The following is a 20,617-nucleotide window of genomic DNA, read 5'->3' as shown; positions in this document are numbered from 1 at the left end:
CAAGCCCTAGGAGGGCTTGGGGTCGCGCCGCGAGGGTCTGCGCCCTCGTTGGTTGGGTTCGGTGCTGGACATGGTTCGCTCAGGCAGTTGCACTGCCTTTCGCAATTCTTCAAACGGCGCGTTCAGGTGCGGAATGGCCATGGCCTCCACAAAGAATTCCTGGAAGCGTGGCTCCACCGCCGTTTCGATTTTTTCTACCCGGCGCACCAGCGCCTCGATGTCCTTGCGTGAGCGCTGGTCCAGCAGCGCGATGCGTGCCCCGGTACCGGCGGCATTGCCCGCCGAGGAGACGTGGTCCAGGCGGCAGTCGGGAATCATGCCCAGCACCATGGCGTATTTCACGTCGATGTGGCTGCCAAAGGCACCGGCCAGACGGATGCGGTCCACCGTGCTGATGTTGAGCCGCTCCATCAGCAGGCGCACGCCGGCATACAGCGCAGCCTTGCCCAGCTGGATGGCGCGCACATCGTTTTGCATGATCTTGAGGGCGCGGGCCTCGGAAGTGGCCTTGTACAGCTCGTAGGAGAAGGTGCGGCCATCTTCCTGGATGCGCGGATTGCGCGCGGCCAGGGCGCCGTCTATGGTGCCGTCGTGGCGGATGATGCCGGCCAGGTACATCTCGGCCAGCGCCTCGATGATGCCGGAGCCGCACACGCCGGTGACACCGGTTCCTGCTACCGCTTCGGCAAAACCGGGCTCGTCGGACCACAGGTCGGAACCGATCACCTTGAAGCGTGGCTCCAGCGTCTGCGGGTCGATGCGAACACGCTCGATGGCGCCAGGTGCCGCGCGCTGGCCGCAGCTGATCTGCGCGCCCTCGAAGGCCGGGCCGGTGGGGCTGGAGCAGGCCAGCAGGCGCTGGTTGTTGCCCAGCACGATTTCGGCGTTAGTGCCCACATCCACCAGCAGCGTGATCTTGTCCGTGAGGTCCGGGCGTTCGGCCAGCAGCACACCGGCGGTATCTGCGCCCACGTGGCCCGCGATGCAGGGCAGCACGTAGATGCGGGCATTGCGGTGGATGGCAAAGTCGATCTCCACCGCCCACAGGGTGATGGCGCGGTCGGTCGCCAACGCAAACGGTGCGCCACCCAGTTCGGTGGGGTCAATGCCCAGCAGCAGGTGGTGCATGATGGGGTTGCCGACAAAGGTGGCTTCCAGGATGTCCTGCGGCGTGATGCCGGCCTGGGCCGCCACTTCGGCGGCCAAGGTGTTGAGTGCCTCGCGCACGGCAGCCGTCATTTCCTTGTCGCCGCCCGGATTCATCATCACGTAGGACACGCGGCTCATCAAATCCTCGCCGAAGCGGATCTGCGGATTCATCAGGCCCGCCGAGGCCACCACTTCACCCGATGCCAGGTTGCACAGGTGGGCGGCAATGGTGGTGGAGCCAATGTCCACGGCCAGGCCGAAGACTTTCTCCTTGAAGCCGGGCCAGACCGCGACGATCTGCTGGCCCGCATGCACCGCTACGGTGACTTTCCAGTCACCGGCGCGCAGGGCCTTTTGCAGTTGCTGCACCACGATGACGTCGCAGGCCAGATCGGTCAGACGCCATTCAAACTCCAGCGCGTCTTCCAGGCGACGCAGGTCACCGCTGGGGTCGTGCATATCGGGCTGTTGCACTTCCACATAGTGCAGACGGATCAGCGGGTCCAGCTCCACGTCGTGTGCTTCGGCTTCCTTGCGCACCACCTGCTTGTGCACCTGGCTGCTGGAGGGAACGTCGATCACCACATCACCCAGGATATGGGCCGAGCACGACAGACGGCGGCCTTCGGCCAGCGGCTGGGTGACGCAGTATTCCTGCTCCACCTTGCTCACGGGCGAGAGGTTTTCCACCTTGGAGGTGAGGCCGTGCTTGGGGAACTCGCCCTCGGATACCAGCACTTGGCAGCGGCCGCAGATGCCGCGGCCTCCGCAGACGGAGTCGATGTCCACACCCAAAGAGCGCGCTGCCTGCAGCACCGGTGTGCCCAGCGGAAAACGACCACGGCGCCCCGAGGGGGTGAAAACGACCAAGGGGTCTTTATTGCTCAATCACTGGCTCCTGACGAATGCACGAATCACGCGGAAGAGAGGTTACTCGCGGCGGCGGCGGCTGCCACCTTCGCGGCGGCCGCGGCCCATTTCACCATCGGCGCCCATGGCAGGCGCTTCACGGAACTTGCGGATCCAGCGCATGCAGTCGGGGTCGTGACCCATCATCACGTCAGCGCCCATGATGGCCTTGACCACTTCAGCGTGCAGTGGGTTGGTGATAGCAGATGTCATGCCAGAGGCGATGGCCATGGTCAGAAAAGCCGCGTTCACGCCGTTGCGCTCGGGCAGGCCGAAGCTCACGTTGGATGCGCCACAAGTGGTGTTGACCTTGAGTTCGGTCTTGAGGCGGTGCACCAGTTGCATGACCTGCACGCCGGCCTGGTTGATGGCGCCAATGGGCATGACCAGCGGGTCCACCACGATGTCGGAGGCCGGAATGCCGTAGTCGGATGCGCGCTCCACAATCTTCTTGGCGACGGCAAAACGCACGTCGGGGTCCTGGGAGATGCCGGTTTCGTCGTTGGAGATGGCCACCACGGCGGCGCCGTATTTCTTGACCAGCGGCAACACGGTTTCCAGGCGGTCTTCCTCGCCAGTGACCGAGTTCACCAAGGCTTTGCCCTTGTAGACGGCCAGCCCGGCTTCCAGCGCGGCGACGATGGAGGAGTCGATGCTGAGCGGCACGTCGGTGACGGACTGCACCAGCTGGATGGCCTTGGCCAGCATGCCGGGTTCATCGGCCAGCGGAATGCCGGCGTTGACGTCCAGCATGTGCGCACCGGCTTCCACCTGGGCCAATGCATCGGCCACGACGCGGCTGTAGTCGCCGGCCAGCATTTCGGCCGCCATGATCTTGCGCCCTGTGGGGTTGATGCGTTCGCCGATGATGACGAAGGGGCGGTCAAAGCCGATCACCACTTCTTTTGTGGCGGAGCTGATGATGGTATCGGTCACGTTGTTTCCTTTGCTAGTGTCTGATGGGTATCGCGTTCTGGGTACCAAGGAACGCGTCCCTTGAGTACACCGGATTTCTGAATAATTTCTGCTACGGATTCTTCCTGGCGGTAGGCCATGACATGCACGCCCGACACGCCCTTGATTTCCTGGATCTCCTGAATCAGGTCAATGCAGATCTGGCGGCCTTCCTGGGCGGGCTTTTCGGCCCCGGCCATGCGCTTGACCACGGAATCCGGAATGTGGATGCCCGGCACATTGGTGCGCATCCATTCGGCGGCCTTGGCGGTGCGCAAAGGGCCCACGCCAATCAGGAAGAATGCCTTGTCCAGCAAGCCCAGATCCTCCATTTGCTGCATGAAGGTTCGCAGGCGGGGAACATCGTAGCAATATTGGGTTTGCAGGAATTGGGCGCCGGCGGCGATCTTCTTGGCAATGCGTTCGGCGCGCCATTCATAGGGCGGCACAAAGGGGTTGGCCGCAGCGCCGAAAAACACGCGCGGCGCATAGGTCACCTTGCGGCCACTCTGGAACTTGTGTTCATCACGCAGGGTGCGGCCGATGTTGAGCAGCGACATGCAGTCCAGATCAAACACCGGTTTGGCCTGCGGGTGATCGCCCGACTGCACGCCGTCACCGGACAGGCACAGCATGTTGGCCACACCCATGGCCGCACCGCCCAGGATGTCGCCCTGGATGGCAATGCGGTTCTTGTCGCGGCAGGAAATCTGCATCACCGGTGCATAGCCCACGCGGGTCAGCAGGGCGCACACGGCCATACTGGACATATGGCAGTTGGCACCGCTGCCGTCGGTGGCATTGATGGCGTCCACGTAGCCGTCGAAGATGCGGGCGCGCTTGTAGACGTCTTCCGGGTCTGCCGAATCGGGCGGGTCCAGCTCTGCGGTTACCGCAAACGCACCCGCACGCAGCACCCGCTCCAGGCGCCCCGGCGAAGTGTGGCCCGGCAGGATGGGCAGCGGATAGCCCGGAACTGGTTCGTCTTCAAATTTCATGGTGCTTTGGGAGTGCTACTGGTGGCGGAAGGGGCGGCTGCGGCAACCGGGCTGGCAGGCTTGGGCGGCGGCGGATTCTTGTCGCGGGCCACCTTGAGCCAGGAGGAACGTCCTTCCAGGCGACGGTCCACCGGTAATTGCACGATACGGATGGCTTTTTTGCCTTCCACCATGCGTTCGCTGCCGGCAAATCCCTCCACCCAGACGCAGCGCATCTCGGGCTTGACCTCGCAATGCCCGTTGGCACGCACGCCGCCACAGGGGCCGTTGCGGATGTTCTTGGGGCAGTTCATGGAGCACGACATGCCAGTAGAGCTCAGGGCACACTGGCCGCACATCTTGCAGTCAAACAGAAAGCCCTTGGTCACTTTCTCCAGAGCAGCGATGGGTTTTTCCACCCGTTCGTAACCGATCCAGTTCCACACCGGATGCAGGGCCACAAAGGCCTTCTCGAATGCGCTGTAAAACTTCTCCAGCCCACGGGCATGGCGTACAGACCAGAGACGAACGGAATACATATCAGGCTTCTCCCGAAGGGGCTGTGGAATCGGGCGTGAGGGTTTCGTCCACGCCATGGGCGCGAATCAGGCGCAGCAAATCGTCATCGGAATAGCGGGCCTCGATCTTGGCGGCCTCTGCTTCCGCCTCGGCTTGCATGTCGTCACCGCAAGCGCGCGGCTCGCTACGCTTCCAGTCGGCCAGGTAGTCGGCAGAGCCGGACTTGCCCGCGCGCATGGCGGCGCGGTCCACCGCCTCCTGGAAGCGGTGCGAGAGTTGCACCTTGCCAGTTTCGCGGCCTTTCTTGACCACCACCTGCGCGGGAATGTCGCGCCAGGAAATCACAATCAGTTTTGCCATGTAATGGGCCTCGTAGTAGCGGTTGTTTGGGCGCGTTCCAGGCTGGTGGCCAGGTCTCCGTAGCCGGTGATGTGGTACTCGAATTGCAGTCCGAGGCGCTCTGCAGCCGCACGCCCTGCGGCAATCTTTTCCTCCGAGGCCACCTGCGCCAGGTAGGTGAGCTTTTTGTAGTTGCCAAAATAGATCGGCATCAGCTCCGGGTGTTTGTCTATGCCCAGCCCGCGCAATATCAGGCGGTCGAAATGGGTCAGCAAAAAGTCAGTCAGGTAGAAGGTGCCAAGCTCTGCCTCGGCCATGGCCTCGAACTGCGCTGTGCCGGCAAAGAACTCATAGCAGTGGGAACCCGGAATGCGCTCCACCCTCTCTTCGGCCAGCACGGCATCCAGCAGACCGCCGGTGCCGCAGTCGGCGTAGGCTACAAAGATGGAGGTGAATTGGCCGCGCGCCGCCTGGATCTTGGCGCGCACCGCTTCGGGAATCTTTTCGGGGCGGTTGTGCAGGTCTGCGGGCAGACACTGCACAGCCATGTGCGGCCAGTTGTTCAGGGTGCGCAGCGCCACAATCTCGCGTGCCAGGGCGCCACAGGCAATGATCAAGCTGGCTGGCTGGGCACCCATGGCTGCACCGGATCAGACAGGGTTGCCGACTCTGCGCAGGCTCAGGCTGCCGCCGCGCGCCGTGCAGCGATCAGGGTCTTGGCAGTTTCCACGGCGATACCAGCGTCGCGGCAATAGGCGTCCGCGCCCACAGCCTTGCCGAACTCTTCGTTCAGCGGTGCGCCGCCGACCAGCACGATGTAGTCATCGCGAATGCCTTTTTCCTTGAGGGTGTCGATGACGACCTTCATGTAGGGCATGGTGGTGGTCAGCAGAGCAGACAGACCCAGGATGTCGGGCTTGTGCTGTTCAATGGCTTCCAGGTATTTTTCAACGGGGTTGTTGATGCCGAGGTCGATGACTTCAAAGCCGGCACCTTCCATCATCATGCCCACCAGGTTCTTGCCGATGTCATGGATGTCGCCCTTGACAGTTCCGATCACCATCTTGCCGATCGGCTCCACACCGGTTTCTGCCAGCAGGGGGCGCAGGATTTCCATGCCGCCCTTCATGGCGTTGGCAGCCAGCAGCACTTCCGGCACGAACAGGATGCCGTCGCGGAAATCGATGCCCACGATACGCATGCCTTCGACCAGCGCATCATCCAACACGCGGGCTGCAGTCCAGCCGCGCGAGAGCAGGATGTTGGTTGCTTCTATGACCTCGTCGCGAAGGCCGTTGTAGAGATCGTCATGGACTTGCTCTGTCAGCTCCTCGTCGTTCAAGGTGTTGAGATCCAGATCGTCATCAAATTCGTTGGCCACCGCTAACTCCTGAAAAATAGGTTGCTCATGTCACTGCATCGGCACAGTCAGAGCGTGTTGAAAATGGTACGAGTCGCTATCTGTCAGGGCTGACACAATAGCGACTTGGGATTGTCGTCACACGACAGTGTAATTGCCTCGTGAATTGCGTGGTCGTTCGGGTCGAAATGGCCGTCGCACCGAGATAATTCCGCGGGCGCCCAATCCATAAACTGCCCACTGGCAACGCAACTGTTTTGCGCCAACCTATTCGACAACCTACGGAGCCCGATTTCCATGAACGTCCCACTCGAAGGCAAGCCCCATTACATCCTCACGGCCACCTGCGCCAGCCGCATGGGGACTGTGGCACGCGTGTCCGGCTTTCTGGCCTCGCGCAAGTGCTACATCACCGACATGCAGCAGTTCGATGATGTGATCACCGGGCGCTTTTTTACCCGCATCAGCTTTTATGGCAACCCGGGCGCCACGCCCGAGTTGGCTGCATTGCGCGATGAATTCCAGGAGGTCGCCACACTGGAGGAAATGGAGTGGTCGATTGTGGACGCGGAGATCAAACCTCGCGTGCTGATCATGGTCTCCAAATTCGACCATTGCCTGGTGGACCTGCTGTACCGCAACCGCACCGGCGAACTGAAGATGGAAATCACCACCGTGGTCTCCAACCACCCCGACCTCAAAGGGCTGGTGGAAGCGCAGGGCATTCGCTATGTACACATTCCCGTCACGCCCGAGACCAAGGCAGCACAGGAAGACAAGCTGATGGAGCTGGTACATGAGACGCGCAGCGAGCTGGTGGTGCTGGCGCGTTACATGCAGGTTCTCTCGGACGACCTGTGCCGCCGTCTGCGCGGCCAGGCCATCAATATCCACCACTCGTTCCTGCCGGGCTTCAAGGGCGCCAAACCCTATCACCAGGCCCATGCGCGCGGTGTCAAGTTGACGGGGGCAACGGCCCACTACGTGACGGCGGATCTGGACGAAGGCCCGATCATCGAGCAGGTGGTGCAACGTGTGGACCACACCTACACGCCGGAAAAGCTGGCTGCCGCCGGTCGCGACTCCGAGTGCCGCGCCCTGGCAACGGCCGTGCGTCTGCACGTGGAACGCCGCGTATTCCTGAACGACTCCAAGACTGTGATTTTTGCCTGACCCTCACGGGCCGACATCGCCGCTCAGTATTCGGTGGCGATGTCGTCGTCCGCTTCGAGCGGCAGGTCGCCTATGGCAACCCGGCGGCTGTTACGGCGTTCGGCGCTGGGGGTGTGGCCAAACAAGTCGCGGTAGCACTTGGAAAAGTGCGGCGGGGATTGGAAGCCGCAAGCCACCGCCACTTCCATGATGGACATGGAAGTCTGCAGCAGCAGGCCGCGGGCGCGGCGCAGGCGCATGTCCAGGTAGTACTTGGTCGGAACCTCGCCCACATATCGCTTGAACAGCCGCTCAATCTGGCGGCGCGAAACGCCCACCAATTTGGCAATCTCGTCCAGCGACAGGGGTTCCTCCAGATTGGCCTCCATCAGGGCGGCCGCTTCGATTAGGTTCTCATGGAACAGGCCGACGCGGGCCAGCAGGGGCACATGCTGGCGGTCTTGGTCACTGCGGATGCGGTCCAGGATGAACTGGTCGGAAATCTGCGGCGCAATATCGCGACCCAGATGGTCCTTGATGATGTTGAGCATCAAGTCCAGCGGCGCAATCCCGCCCGAGCAGGTGTAGCGGTCCCGGTCAATGGCGTAGAGCTGCTTTGAGAACTGCACGGCGGGGAATTGCTCTTCCAGCGCCGACATGTTTTCCCAGTGCACCACGGCCTTGTATTTGTCCAGCAAGCCAGCCTTGGCCAGGGCGTAGCCGCCGGTGCACAGCGAGCCCAGCGGCACCAGACGTTGCGCAAAGCGGCGCAGGGCGGCAATGAGTTCCGGAGTGACGGCCTGCTCGACGTTGACGCCGCCGCAGACGAACACAATGTTGGCCGGACCAATGTCTTCAATGGCCACCGTGGGCGACATGGACAGACCATTGCTGGCGGGTGTGGGTTGGCCGTCCAGGCTGGCCAACGTCCACTCATACACGTCCTGTTCAGCAACCCGGTTGGCCATGCGCAGCGCCTCGACCGCGCTGGACAGCGCAATCAGAGAGTAATTCTGCAGCGTCAGGAATACGAATCGGTGCTTTGGAAGGGGCCGGTTCGGGCGTTTAGCAGGCAAATCCATCAGAGCTGTATGTAGTCAAGGGCCATCGACTTTGGGTTTAAGCCCGAGTTTATCCCTGAGTGTGCGGCGTTTGCCTTGTTCTCCGAAGGTTTCGGTGATGCGATCCAGCATGATGGCCAGCAGCACCACGGCCAAGCCCGACTCGAAGCCCAGGCCGATGTCCAGCCGCTGGATACTGGCCAGCACGTCGTTGCCCAGCCCGCCCGCACCCACCATGGAGGCGATGATGACCATGGAGAGCGCCATCATGATGGTCTGGTTGATGCCCGCCATGATGGACGGCATGGCACCGGGGATCTGCACCTTGAACAGCACCTGGGTTGGGGTGCAGCCAAAAGTGATGCCCGCTTCTACTTGCTCCTTGTTAACCTGGCGGATGCCCAGGGCGGTGAGGCGCACCACGGGTGGCATGGCAAAGATCACGGTGGAGAGTACGCCAGGCACGCGTCCCAGGCCGAACAGCATGGCCGCAGGAATCAGGTACACAAACGCCGGCATGGTCTGCATGAAGTCCAGAGTGGGGCGCACGATGGCGGCCACCCGGTCATTGCGTGCGGCCCAGATGCCCAGCGGCAGTCCCAGCACCAGACTGATGAAGGTTGCGGCAATGATGAGCGCCAGCGTCACCATGGTTTGAGGCCAGAAGCCGGTACCGTTGATCACGTAGCAGCAGGCCAGGCAGAACAGGGCAAATTTCCAGCCCAGACGCCAAAAGCCTACGCCCACCAACACGGCCGCCACTACGGGCATGGGAATGGCCTGCAGCGCGGTTTCCAGTGCTTCGGTGAGGGTGCCGATGCCCGAGCCCAGTTGCTCCAGCGTGCCGCCGTCGTTGTCCACGACAAACTTGACGGCGCGATCTACGAATTCGCCCAAGGGCAATGTGTCACTCATGGGTGGCCTCTACTTCTTCTACGAGTTTTTTCAGCAAGATGGTCTGGGTCACGGCGCCCAGATAGATATTGTTGGCGTCCACCACGGGCAATGGCACTGGGTTGCGCACCAGGCGTCCGATCAGTTCCTTGAGCACCATGGTGGAGGGGACCGAGGCAATGTGTTGCAGGAAGGCTGCTGCCAGATGGTTGGAGTCGGCTTCCAGCGCGCGGAACATGGAGTCGATGGAAACCGTGCCCAGCAGCCGCCCATCGTTGCCTACGGCAAAAGCATAGTGGCGTTGGGTTTCGCGCAGTTTCGCGATGGCGGTGCGCATATCGGCTTTGGCATCGGCGCCAGCCTGGAAAACCAGGGTTTCGTCCGCGCTGGCCACGTCCTTGGCGACCAGGTACTTGTTGACGTCCACGCCTTTGAAGAAGGCGCGCACATATTCGTCGCTGGGGTTGCGCAGGATTTCGTCGGGCGTGCCGATCTGCACAATGCGCCCGCCTTCCATGATGGCAATGCGGTTGCCGATGTGAAAGGCTTCGTCCAGGTCGTGCGAAACGAAGACGATGGTGCGCTGTTGCTCTGCCTGCAGCTTGAGCAGCAGTTCCTGCATCTCCGTGCGCTTGAGTGGGTCCAGGGCTGAAAAAGCTTCGTCCATCAGCATGAGTGACGGGTCTACCGCCAACGCACGCGCCAGACCGACGCGCTGCTGCATGCCGCCTGACAGCTCGGCCGGCATGCGCTGGGCAAAGGCTTTCAGGCCCACCTGGTCCAGCACTTCCATGGCGCGCTTTTCGCGCGTCTTGCGATCCACGCCGGCGACTTCCAGGCCGAAGGCGGTATTGCGCAAGACCGAGAGGTGCGGCAATAGCGCAAACGACTGGAACACCATGGCCAAGTCCTTGCGGCGCAGGTTGATCAATGCCTGCTTGCTCATGGTGGCAACGTCGTGGCCGCCCACCAGAATCTGACCGTGCGTGGGGTCGACCAGACGGTTGAGCAGGCGGATCAGGGTGGATTTGCCGGAACCGGAGAGGCCCATGAGCACAAAGATCTCGCCCTCATTGACGTGGAAGTTGGCATCCTTGACCCCGACCACCATGCCGGTTTGCTGAAAGATCTGGTCCTTGCTCTGGCCCCGTTGCAGCATCTGCATGGCCAGTTCCGGGCTATGGCCAAATATTTTGTAGAGATTCTTGACGACGACTTTTTCGACCACTGCGCTTGTCCTCTGGTTCGTTGGGTTTGTTGCAGCTTTGGGCTACAGCGCCCTTCTCTATGCATGAAGCGGGCCATGCTAGCCGCACAAAACGCAACCAAACCCCAAAATGCGCCGTCAGATTGTCAATCTGCGACAAGGCCAGTGCGCACTAGGGAATGCCCTATGCAAATGCACTGTCCATTTCAGTGCGAGGCCGTGCGCGAGATGTATCGCTTGCGCCAAAACACCAGACTCAGAACAGCCGCAATGGTGACCATGCTGCCCATGGCCCACCAGAAACCGCTGTGCACATGGAGCAGTGGGATGGAGTCAAAGTTCATGCCGAATATGGCGGCGATCAGATTCAACGGCAGGAAGATGGCGGTCAGCGCCGTGAGCGTGCGCATGATGTCATTGGTGCGGTGGCTCTGCGCGCTGAAGTGCATCTGCACCGCGGTTTCGGCGCTCTGTTCCAGGCGGCGCACGTGATGCACCACGCGCTCAATATGCTCCAGCACATCGCGGCTGCGCACCTGCAGCAATTCGCGTTCGCGCGCATCTGCCGGCGTGTCGGCGTCCGGCCAAGTCTTGATGGCCTCGATCCAGTCCTGGATGCAGGCATGCTGGTCTTCACAGATCTCGTCCACTTGGTGCAATGCGAGACGTGCATCCAACAGCGCTCCCCAGTTCGCAAAGCGTGCCTTGGGGCTGAGCAGCTCGGTCTGCCAATGGTCCAGCTGGTGCGTCATTTCCCGGCGCAGGGCCAGATAGCCGTCCACCATCAGATTGACAATGCGCAGCATCAAGTCCGCCGGGCTGCCTGGGAAACGCGTGCCCGTGACGCGCAGATCGGGGCTGCCGCCGACCTGGGTCAGCTTGCTCGCATAAGCATCTCGAACCAGACAGTCTTCGGGATGGACGGTCAGCAACACGCGATCAAACACCGCAAACCCCACCGGTTTGGTATCTATGCGCCGCAGGATGGGCGGCCCACCCTTGGACAATGCCAAAGCCGGTTTGACGCCGCCTTCCACGCGCGTGGCGGTGGCGTGGGAGGTCGCCAAGCGTCGGAACACCACCATGTCATATTGCGATGTGTAGTCATAGTGGGAGGGCAACTGCTGGTTCAGCAGGTCGGATACGTGCAGGTCCAGCAGGGACTGACCACACAGTGTCTGCAGCACCGACTGGATGGTGCTCAGCTGTGTTTCAAATTCCTTGCGGGTGCAGCTGATCCAGACGAAGCCGTTGTCGGGCGGGCCCGCCTGCAGCAGACTTTGCAAGTCCCCGCCCTCCATTGCGGCCGTGCTATGGATCTGAAAGATGCGCATGGTCTGGCAATCGCAGGGCGGTGGCCGGGGTTATCGGTTGCGCAGCAGCCGGGCGACGTCGCGAGCGAAGTAGGTCAACACACCATCGGCACCGGCTCGCTTGAAGGCCAACAGGCTTTCCAGCATGACGGCATCATGGTCCAGCCAGCCATTGGCCGCTGCCGCTTTGAGCATGGCGTATTCGCCGGAGACCTGGTAGGCAAAGGTAGGGATGCGGAACTCATCCTTGACGCGACGCACCACGTCCAGATAGGGCATGCCGGGCTTGACCATCACCATGTCGGCGCCTTCTGCAATGTCCATGGCGACCTCGCGCAAGGCTTCGTCGGTATTGGCAGGGTCCATCTGATAGACCTTCTTGTTGCTCTTGCCCAGATTGGAGGCCGAGCCTACCGCGTCGCGGAAGGGGCCGTAAAAGGCGCTGGCGTACTTGGCGCTGTAGGCCATGATGCGGGTGTGTACCAGCTTCTCTGCTTCCAGTGCAGTACGGATGGCGCCTATGCGCCCGTCCATCATGTCGCTAGGGGCAACGATGTCCACTCCTGCACGGGCCTGGGCCATGGCTTGCTGCACAAGCACTTCCACGGTCTCGTCGTTCAGGATGTAGGCCTCCGTCTCCGGGCGGGTGTCGGGCAGGCCGTCCTGGCCATGGCTGGTGTAGGGGTCCAGCGCCACATCGGTCATGACGCCCAGATCGGGGAACTCCTTCTTCAGAGCGCGGACCACGCGGGGAATGAGACCATCGGGATTGAGCGCCTCACTGCCACGGTAGTCCTTGAGGGATTGGTCGATGACGGGGAACAGTGCCATCACCGGAATTTCCAGTTTGACGCATTCCTCAGCGACTGGCAGCAGCAGGTCGAGGCTGAGCCGTTCCACGCCGGGCATGGAACCGATGGGAACCCGTTGTCCCAGCCCATCCACCACAAAGACCGGATAAATCAGGTCATGTGCTGTCAGGTTGTTTTCACGTACCAGGTTGCGGGTAAACGTATCGCGGCGCAGACGGCGGGGGCGTCCGGCGGGGTAGGGGGCATAGTTGGTCATATTGAAAATTGTGCCTGAATCCTTGGGAGGCACATTGCGTCATGTGTGATGGCGCAGTTTGTACTGCAGTGCAACATCGGTTTGGGGTCATCTAAAAGGATGAAATAGCAGACAGAGTCGCATGGGTATTTGAAAAAAATGCTTGTGCGGCAATGTGAAAATTGTTAAATTCAGCGCCGGGTAGCTTGCTACCTCCCGCTTTTCCTCCCTGAGCGGGGCCTTGATGTGTGACAGCAAATAGGCTTGCTACCCCAGCCCTTGTGCTGGGGTTTTTTTTGGCCGTTGCCGATATGGCCTACACTGAAAACCATGCTCTGGATAAAGTCCTTTCACATAGTCTTTGTGGCCAGCTGGTTTGCCGGGCTGTTCTACCTTCCGCGCATTTTTGTCAATCTGGCCATGGTCCCCAAGGGCTCGGACGCTGAGTTCGCCCGTCTGATGTTGATGGCCCGCAAGCTGATGCGCTTCAGCCACATGCTGATGGTGCCGGCGCTGGGTTTTGGCCTGTGGACTTGGGGGCTTTACGGTTTTGCATTTGGCATGGGCAATGGTCAAGGAATGGGCTGGATGCACATCAAGTTGTTCCTGGTCGTGCTGGCCGTGGCGTACCACGTCGTGTGTGCCTTCATTCTGCGCAGTTTCGAAGTGGGGCGTGAGGCGCACGGCCACGTCTGGTTCCGCTGGTTCAACGAGATCCCTGTGCTGCTGCTGACTGCCATCGTCATCTTGGTAGTTGTCAAGCCGTTCTGAGGCTGTCTGCCATGCACAAGACCGCGGCCACGCCACTGGCGTTGATGTATGCGGTGCTGATTGTCTACGCCAGCCTTTATCCATTTGCAGACTGGCGCGATCAGGGGATAGACGCCTGGGCGTTCTTGCTGGCGCCCTGGCCTCGGTATTGGACTGGATTTGATGTGGCAGTCAATGTGGCGGGCTACATTCCGTTTGGCGGCCTGTTGATGCTGAGCGCGCTGCGGTCCGGGCGTCTGAGGCACCCGCTGATGCTGACTTTCCTTTGCGCCTCGCTGCTTTCCCTGGGAATGGAAACCCTGCAAAGCTACCTGCCCGTGCGCGTGGCTTCGCGCGAAGATTGGCTGCTCAATTCGGCCGGAGCCTGGGTCGGTGCCTTCATCACGTTGGGTTTGGAGCGGTGGGGGGCGATAGATCGCTGGACTGACTTTCGCAAGCGTTGGTTTTTCGAGTCGTATCGTGGTGGCGTTGTGCTGATTGCAACCTGGCCGCTGGCGCTCCTGTTTCCGCCTGCAGTTCCGTTTGGACTGGGGCAGATCTTTGAACGGATCGAAGCGCAGTTGGCAGACCGGCTTGCCGATACGCCGTTTCTGGACTGGCTTCCCGTACGGGAGGTTGAGTTGCAGCCCCTGCTTCCCAGTGCCGAACTGGTCTGTGTTCTGCTGGGGCTGTTGATTCCTTGCCTGGTGGGCTTTTGCGTAATCCGTCCGGGCTTCAGGCGGCTGCTTTTCGCGCCGTTGTTCATTGGCGTGGGTGTGTTGGTAGCAGCGCTTTCCGCGCTACTGAGCTGGGGGCCGGACCATGCCTGGGCTTGGCTGGACCTGCCCACACAGGTGGCCTTGGTGGTAGCGGTCATTCTGGCTTCGTTTCTTTCGTTTGTGCCGGCGCGAGCCAGTCCTGCGCTGGTGCTGCTGGGGCTGGGGCTGTACTTGAGCATCCTGAATCAGGCTCCAGAGAACCCCTATTTCGCACAGACTCTGCAAGAGTGGGAACAGGGGCGATTCGTCCGCTTCAACGGGCTTGCTCAATGGTTGGGTTGGTTATGGCCTTACGCCGTTTTGGTGTATGCCGTATCGATGATCTGGCGCCGCAATCCGAATCCCTAAAATCGAGTCATGCCCGAAACCACTACGACTGCGCGTTCCTATTACGAGCGCCATATTTTTTTCTGCCTCAACGAACGCAAGAACGGTGAAGCTTGTTGTGCACAGTTCAAAGCCCAGGAGGCCTTCGACCACTGCAAGTCCCTGGTGAAGGCTGCGGGCCTGAATGGACCGGGCCAGGTGCGGGTCAACAAAGCCGGTTGCCTGGACCGCTGTGCGGCAGGCCCGGTGGCCGTCATCTATCCCGAGGCAGTCTGGTACAGCTACGTGGACAACGCCGATATTGAAGAGATCGTCGAATCGCATCTCAAGAATGGCAAAGTGGTGGAGCGACTGCTGACCCCACCACACCTGGGACGGTAACTGTGAAGGCTTCCACACGCAAAATCACGTTACTGGGTCCAGCGGGTGTACTGGAAGCGGCGGTGGACGAGCCCGCCAGCGAAACCGTACGTGGCGTGGCAATCATTGCCCATCCCCATCCTTTGTTTGGTGGCACCATGGACAACAAGGTGGTGCAGACCGTGGCGCGCGCCTTTGTGCAGTGTGGCTGGCGTGCGGTGCGCTTCAATTTCCGTGGGGTGGGTGGTAGTGCCGGGGTGTACGACGAAGGGCGCGGAGAGTTGCAGGACCTGTTGGCCGTTCTGGAAGACCAGGCACCCCAAGGGCCTTTGGCGCTTGCCGGATTTTCATTTGGGGCATTTGTCACCAGCACGGCGGTGGCGCAACTTTGGCCGCATCGCGACATCAAAAAACTGGTGTTGGTAGGTACTGCCGCCAGCCGTTTTGGCGTGGCACCGATTGCCACGGATCTGCATGCGCGTACGCTGGTGGTTCACGGTGAGGTGGACGACACGGTGCCTCTAACGTCAGTGATGGACTGGGCACGTCCCCAGAATCTTCCGGTAACTGTAATTCCAGGGGTCGAACATTTCTTTCACGGACAATTGCCACTGTTGCGCGGGCTGGTCGCCCGACACGTCATGAGTTCGCTACCCCCTGTGTGAGTTCGTTTATTCCATCGGACCCTTTGCGGGCCTTTTTTATCCCATGAAATCATTTCTGGCCGCTCTCTTGGCTGTTCTGAGTTTCGCCGCGGCGGCGCAAATGCCCCAGCCGCCGGAAGTGGCAGCTCGAGCCTATATGTTGGTGGACATCACAGCCAACCAAGTTCTGGCCGCCAAGGATATTGACGCACCGGTGGAGCCGGCGTCACTCACCAAGCTGATGTCTGCCTATCTGGTGTTCGACGCACTGAAATCCAGGAAGATTGACCTCAAGCAAACCTTTGGAGTCAGTGAGGGTGCCTGGAAGATGCCGGGTTCCCGCATGTTCATTGATCCCAAGATGCAGGTGCCAGTGGAGGACTTGATTCAGGGCATGATTGTTCAAAGCGGCAACGATGCCACCGTGGCGTTGGCTGAAGGTGTGGGCGGCTCGGTCGAAAAATTCGTCCAAATGATGAATGCGCAGGCCAAGGCACTGGGTATGAAGAACACGAGTTACAAGAACCCGGAAGGCATGACCGAGGCGGGTCACACCACCACGGCGCGCGATCTGGGTATTCTTGCAACCCGTCTGATGGCCGATTTCCCGCAATACGTCGGCTACTACGCTATCAAGAATTACCGCTATCCCGGTACGCCAGCGGCCAATAGCAGCAACCGCAATCTGCTCCTTTTTCGCGATCCAACTGTGGATGGTCTGAAGACCGGTCATACGGATTCAGCAGGCTATTGCATGGTTGCCACCGCAAAACGTGACTTTCCGAATCTGGCCACTGCCGGCGCAGCGCCGGGCACACCGGCTGCGACCGGAAGCCGTCGGTTGCTGTCAATCGTTCTGGGCGCGGAGAGTGAAAATGCACGTGCAAATGAGTCGCAGAAGTTACTGAACTGGGGCTACACGGCTTTCGAGGCGGTCAAGCTGTTCAATGCTGACCAAGCGGTTGTGGAGCCCGCCATCTGGAAAGGCAGTTCGCCCACGGTGAGGTTGGGCAGTAGCCAGTCCATCATCGTGGCCGTGCCCAACGGCACCGCCACCAAGGTGAAAACCCAGGTCTTGCGCAAGGATTCCCTGGTAGCCCCGGTCATCAAGGGGCAGCAAGTCGGCACGCTGCGCGTTACCGCAGGAGACCTATTCGTGGTCGATGTGCCGCTGGTGGCGTTGGATGGGGTCGAGCAGGCCGGCATCCTGGGCCGCGCCTGGGACTCCGTGCGTCTGTGGATCCGGTAGGTTTTCGCACGGACTTGCGGGATAACCCCTGATCTGATACAGTCGAGGGCTTTTCGGAAATTCCGAAGGGATTCACGTTTTCATTTAGTTTCAAACGTTTAGGGACGTTTTTCAATGCCAACCATTAACCAGCTCGTGCGTCAAGGCCGTGAGGTCGAGACCATCAAGTCGAAGAGTCCTGCGATGCAGAACTCTCCGCAGCGTCGGGGTGTGTGCACTCGTGTGTACACCACAACGCCTAAGAAACCTAACTCCGCTCTGCGTAAAGTTGCCAAAGTGCGCTTGACCAACGGTTTTGAGGTCATTTCCTACATCGGCGGTGAAGGCCACAATCTGCAGGAACACAGCGTGGTGCTGGTTCGTGGCGGTCGTGTCAAGGACTTGCCAGGTGTGCGTTACCACATCGTCCGCGGCTCGCTGGACTTGCAAGGCGTGAAAGACCGCAAGCAAGCCCGCTCCAAGTACGGTGCCAAGAAGCCCAAGGCCAAATAAGCCCTGGATTTGTAGATGCAAGGTGTTTGTTTGCTGCGTGGCGCGGCGAATAAACGTAGTGACCCGCTGTTTGGGTCGAGTAAGTGAGAGTCTTATTGATTAACTCTCGCGGTGCCTGCAAAGGTGCCAACTGAAGCAAAGAGGTGAAAAAATGCCACGTCGTCGCGAAGTCCCTAAACGTGAAATCCTGCCGGATCCCAAGTTCGGCAATGTAGAGCTGTCCAAATTCATGAACGTGATTATGGAAGGCGGCAAGAAAGCTGTTGCAGAGCGCATCATCTACGGTGCACTGGAACTCATCGAAAAGAAGCACCCCGATAAAGATCCGGTGGAAGCATTCAGCGTTGCCATCAACAACGTCAAACCCATGGTGGAAGTGAAATCCCGCCGCGTGGGTGGTGCCAACTACCAGGTTCCGGTGGAAGTGCGCCCTGTCCGTCGTCTGGCTCTGTCCATGCGTTGGATCAAGGAAGCCGCACGCAAGCGTGGCGAAAAGTCCATGGCTCAACGTCTGGCCAACGAGTTGCTCGAAGCAACCGAAGGCCGTGGCGGCGCCATGAAAAAGCGTGATGAAGTTCACCGCATGGCTGAAGCTAACAAGGCCTTCTCTCACTTCCGCTTCTAAGAAGAAGCGAAAGCGGCGGCATCCGGTTGTCGGATGCTGTCGCAAAGTGGCAGTGCATGTGCACTGTCATAAAAGGGATTCAAACTCTTGGATCTCTTGTTGCGCCGTCCGATGCGGCACGACTGTTCTCCGACTAGACCAACCAAGGATCCATCATGGCTCGCACTACTCCCATTGAGCGCTACCGCAATATCGGTATTTCTGCGCACATTGACGCCGGCAAAACCACTACCACCGAGCGTATTCTTTTCTACACCGGCGTGAATCACAAGATTGGCGAAGTGCACGATGGCGCGGCCACCATGGACTGGATGGAGCAAGAGCAAGAGCGCGGCATTACCATTACTTCTGCTGCGACGACCTGCTTCTGGAAGGGTATGGACACTTCCTTCCCTGAGCACCGCATCAACATCATTGATACCCCCGGACACGTGGACTTCACGATTGAAGTGGAGCGTTCCATGCGCGTGCTGGACGGTGCTTGCATGGTGTACTGCGCTGTGGGTGGCGTGCAGCCCCAGTCTGAAACCGTGTGGCGTCAGGCTAACAAGTACAAGGTTCCTCGTCTGGCTTTTGTGAACAAGATGGACCGTACCGGCGCCAACTTCTTCAAGGTCGTGGAACAGATGAAGCTGCGCCTGAAGGCCAGCCCAGTGCCTATCGTGATTCCAATCGGTGCTGAAGAAAACTTCACCGGTGTGGTTGACCTGCGCAAGATGAAGGCCATCATCTGGGATGAAGCATCTCAGGGCATGAAGTTCACCTTCGAAGAAATCCCTGCCGAACTTCTGGCTACCGCCAAAGAGTGGCGCGAAAAGATGGTCGAAGCCGCAGCTGAAGCCACCGAAGAGCTGATGAACAAGTACCTGGAAGAAGGCGATCTGTCTGAAGAAGAGATCACCGCAGGTCTGCGTGCACGTACCATTGCTGGCGAAATCCAGCCCATGCTGTGCGGTACCGCGTTCAAGAACAAGGGCGTGCAACGCATGCTGGACGCCGTTATTGAACTGATGCCTTCCCCGCTGGACGTGAAGGCCATCAAGGGCTTTGACGAAGACGAAAAGGAAACCACCCGCAAGGCTGACGATAACGAGAAGTTTGCCGCCCTGGCGTTCAAGCTGATGACCGACCCGTTTGTGGGTCAGCTGACGTTTGTGCGTGTGTACTCCGGCGTTCTGAAGAAGGGCGACACCGTCTACAACGCGGTGCGTGGCAAGAAAGAGCGTATCGGCCGTATCGTGCAGATGCACGCCAACAACCGTGAAGAAGTGGAAGAAATCCGCGCCGGTGACATCGCTGCCTGCGTGGGCCTGAAAGACGTGACAACCGGCGAAACCCTGTGTGATCCCAATGCTGTGATCACCCTGGAGCGCATGGTGTTCCCTGATTCCGTGATTCGTCAGGCTGTAGAACCCAAGTCCAAGGCCGACCAGGAAAAGATGGGTATTGCCCTGAGCCGTCTGGCTGCCGAAGATCCTTCGTTCCGCGTGCAAACCGACGAAGAGTCCGGCCAGACCATTATTGGCGGCCAGGGTGAATTGCACCTGGAAATCATCGTGGACCGTATGAAGCGCGAATTCGGCGTGGAGGCCAATGTGGGCAAGCCCCAGGTTGCATACCGCGAAACCATCCGCAAGGGTGTTGCCGATGTGGAAGGTAAGTTTGTGCGCCAGTCCGGTGGTAAGGGCCAGTACGGTCACGTGGTGTTCCGTGTGGAGCCCAACGAAGCCGGCAAGGGCTTTGAGTTCCTGGACGAAATCAAGGGCGGTGTGGTTCCTCGCGAGTACATCCCTGCGGTTGAGAAGGGTGTGATCGAGGCCTTGAACCAGGGCGTTTTGGCTGGCTACCCTGTGGTGGACGTGAAGGTTGCTCTGACATTCGGTTCTTACCACGATGTGGACTCGAACGAAAACGCGTTCAAGATGGCTGCCATCTTCGGTTTCAAGGAAGCCTGCCGCAAGGCCAACCCCGTGATTCTGGAGCCCATGATGGCTGTGGAAGTGGAAACGCCTGAAGACTACGCCGGTAACGTGATGGGCGACCTGTCCTCACGCCGCGGCATGGTGCAAGGCATGGACGACATGGTCGGTGGTGGCAAGGCCATCAAGGCTGAAGTGCCCCTGTCCGAAATGTTCGGTTACTCCACAACCCTGCGCTCCATGTCGCAAGGTCGTGCGACCTACACGATGGAATTCAAGCACTACGCCGAGGCTCCGCGCAACGTGTCTGAAGCCATCATGGCTTCGCGCGCCAAATAATTTGAAGTTGTCTGCGACGGTGTGCCGCCCTGTTCCCGTGCGGGGTGAACCAGCAACATCGTGCAAACATTAAACCAATACACGGGATTTGCTCTTTTTAAGGATTGAACAATGGCAAAAGAAAAATTCACGCGTACCAAGCCCCACGTGAACGTGGGCACGATTGGTCACGTTGACCACGGCAAAACCACACTGACAGCGGCCATCACCACGGTTCTTGCGCAGAAGTTTGGCGGCCTGGCCAAGGCGTAC

Annotated in this window: 22 protein-coding genes; 10 read left to right on the top strand and 12 right to left on the bottom strand. The window is 60.0% G+C overall.

What is annotated here, in order from left to right:
- Positions 1-6: 6 nt before the first annotated feature.
- The 7 genes from AC1RMF_RS25025 to AC1RMF_RS24995 are packed head-to-tail and all read right to left on the bottom strand — an operon-like array spanning position 7 to position 6,228.
- Positions 7-2,037 (bottom strand): ASKHA domain-containing protein, encoded by a 2,031-nt coding sequence (locus AC1RMF_RS25025; protein WP_493145159.1) that lies wholly within the window; start codon positions 2,035-2,037, stop codon positions 7-9.
- 42 nt (positions 2,038-2,079) lie between these two features.
- Positions 2,080-2,994: a methyltetrahydrofolate cobalamin methyltransferase gene (locus tag AC1RMF_RS25020; RefSeq protein WP_342619626.1), complete on the bottom strand. Its 915-nt coding sequence runs from the start codon at positions 2,992-2,994 to the stop codon at positions 2,080-2,082.
- On the bottom strand, positions 2,991-4,010 hold the full coding sequence (locus AC1RMF_RS25015) for a methylenetetrahydrofolate reductase (RefSeq protein ID WP_493145157.1): 1,020 nt from the start codon (positions 4,008-4,010) through the stop codon (positions 2,991-2,993). Before AC1RMF_RS25015 ends, AC1RMF_RS25020 begins: the two co-directional genes overlap by 4 nt.
- Positions 4,007-4,528: a methylenetetrahydrofolate reductase C-terminal domain-containing protein gene (locus tag AC1RMF_RS25010; protein ID WP_493145155.1), complete on the bottom strand. Its 522-nt coding sequence runs from the start codon at positions 4,526-4,528 to the stop codon at positions 4,007-4,009. The genes AC1RMF_RS25015 and AC1RMF_RS25010 overlap by 4 nt, the downstream gene beginning before the upstream one ends.
- A 1-nt stretch (position 4,529) precedes the next feature.
- Complete coding sequence (locus AC1RMF_RS25005) at positions 4,530-4,868, bottom strand: virulence factor (protein WP_493145153.1); 339 nt, start codon at positions 4,866-4,868, stop codon at positions 4,530-4,532.
- Positions 4,856-5,485 carry a DUF1638 domain-containing protein gene (locus tag AC1RMF_RS25000; protein ID WP_493145151.1) on the bottom strand — a complete coding sequence of 210 codons (630 nt, stop codon included), beginning with the start codon at positions 5,483-5,485 and terminating at the stop codon, positions 4,856-4,858. Before AC1RMF_RS25000 ends, AC1RMF_RS25005 begins: the two co-directional genes overlap by 13 nt.
- A gap of 41 nt (positions 5,486-5,526) precedes the next feature.
- A complete protein-coding gene (locus AC1RMF_RS24995; protein WP_342619621.1) occupies positions 5,527-6,228 on the bottom strand; it encodes a corrinoid protein in 702 nt (233 codons plus the stop codon).
- A 276-nt stretch (positions 6,229-6,504) separates the two neighbouring features.
- Here AC1RMF_RS24995 and purU point away from each other — a divergent pair, with 276 nt between their 5' ends.
- A complete protein-coding gene (gene purU / locus AC1RMF_RS24990) occupies positions 6,505-7,380 on the top strand; it encodes a formyltetrahydrofolate deformylase (protein ID WP_342619620.1) in 876 nt (291 codons plus the stop codon).
- Positions 7,381-7,403: 23 nt separating this feature from the next.
- Here purU and AC1RMF_RS24985 read toward each other — a convergent pair whose 3' ends face one another.
- The 5 genes from AC1RMF_RS24985 to hemB form a co-directional block, all read right to left on the bottom strand.
- Positions 7,404-8,441 (bottom strand): GlxA family transcriptional regulator, encoded by a 1,038-nt coding sequence (locus AC1RMF_RS24985; protein WP_342619619.1) that lies wholly within the window; start codon positions 8,439-8,441, stop codon positions 7,404-7,406.
- A gap of 15 nt (positions 8,442-8,456) precedes the next feature.
- Positions 8,457-9,335: an ABC transporter permease gene (locus AC1RMF_RS24980; RefSeq protein WP_342619618.1), complete on the bottom strand. Its 879-nt coding sequence runs from the start codon at positions 9,333-9,335 to the stop codon at positions 8,457-8,459.
- Positions 9,328-10,479, bottom strand: coding sequence for a quaternary amine ABC transporter ATP-binding protein (locus tag AC1RMF_RS24975; RefSeq protein WP_493145178.1), 1,152 nt, complete (start codon positions 10,477-10,479; stop codon positions 9,328-9,330). The genes AC1RMF_RS24980 and AC1RMF_RS24975 overlap by 8 nt, the downstream gene beginning before the upstream one ends.
- Before the next feature lie 248 nt (positions 10,480-10,727).
- Entirely contained in the window at positions 10,728-11,855 is a 1,128-nt protein-coding gene (locus tag AC1RMF_RS24970) for a magnesium transporter CorA family protein (protein ID WP_493145148.1), read from the bottom strand.
- 30 nt (positions 11,856-11,885) lie between these two features.
- The gene (gene hemB, locus AC1RMF_RS24965) at positions 11,886-12,902 is read right to left on the bottom strand and encodes a porphobilinogen synthase (protein WP_493145146.1); all 1,017 of its coding nucleotides are present in this window, start codon (positions 12,900-12,902) and stop codon (positions 11,886-11,888) included.
- Positions 12,903-13,211: 309 nt separating this feature from the next.
- On the opposite strand from hemB, the gene AC1RMF_RS24960 reads away from it, so the two are divergent.
- From AC1RMF_RS24960 to AC1RMF_RS24920, 9 genes are all read left to right on the top strand, one after another.
- Complete coding sequence (locus tag AC1RMF_RS24960) at positions 13,212-13,652, top strand: CopD family protein (RefSeq protein ID WP_493145144.1); 441 nt, start codon at positions 13,212-13,214, stop codon at positions 13,650-13,652.
- A gap of 11 nt (positions 13,653-13,663) precedes the next feature.
- Entirely contained in the window at positions 13,664-14,758 is a 1,095-nt protein-coding gene (locus AC1RMF_RS24955; RefSeq protein WP_493145142.1) for a VanZ family protein, read from the top strand.
- Positions 14,759-14,767: 9 nt separating this feature from the next.
- Positions 14,768-15,118, top strand: a complete 351-nt coding sequence (locus AC1RMF_RS24950; protein ID WP_342619613.1) for a (2Fe-2S) ferredoxin domain-containing protein — start codon at positions 14,768-14,770, stop codon at positions 15,116-15,118.
- 2 nt (positions 15,119-15,120) lie between these two features.
- Entirely contained in the window at positions 15,121-15,762 is a 642-nt protein-coding gene (locus AC1RMF_RS24945) for an alpha/beta hydrolase (protein WP_493145139.1), read from the top strand.
- A gap of 43 nt (positions 15,763-15,805) precedes the next feature.
- The gene (locus AC1RMF_RS24940) at positions 15,806-16,990 is read left to right on the top strand and encodes a D-alanyl-D-alanine carboxypeptidase family protein (RefSeq protein ID WP_493145137.1); all 1,185 of its coding nucleotides are present in this window, start codon (positions 15,806-15,808) and stop codon (positions 16,988-16,990) included.
- Between the two features lie 114 nt (positions 16,991-17,104).
- On the top strand, positions 17,105-17,482 hold the full coding sequence (gene rpsL, locus AC1RMF_RS24935; RefSeq protein ID WP_076196147.1) for a 30S ribosomal protein S12: 378 nt from the start codon (positions 17,105-17,107) through the stop codon (positions 17,480-17,482).
- A gap of 151 nt (positions 17,483-17,633) precedes the next feature.
- Positions 17,634-18,107, top strand: a complete 474-nt coding sequence (gene rpsG, locus AC1RMF_RS24930; protein ID WP_342619610.1) for a 30S ribosomal protein S7 — start codon at positions 17,634-17,636, stop codon at positions 18,105-18,107.
- A gap of 155 nt (positions 18,108-18,262) precedes the next feature.
- Entirely contained in the window at positions 18,263-20,365 is a 2,103-nt protein-coding gene (gene fusA / locus AC1RMF_RS24925) for an elongation factor G (protein ID WP_342619609.1), read from the top strand.
- A 111-nt stretch (positions 20,366-20,476) separates the two neighbouring features.
- On the top strand, positions 20,477-20,617 hold a 141-nt coding region (locus tag AC1RMF_RS24920; RefSeq protein WP_493144080.1), incomplete at its 3' end, for a GTP-binding protein.

The organism is Rhodoferax sp. GW822-FHT04A08 (assembly GCF_058801025.1).
This window is presented reverse-complemented; position numbering and strand designations above follow the sequence as displayed.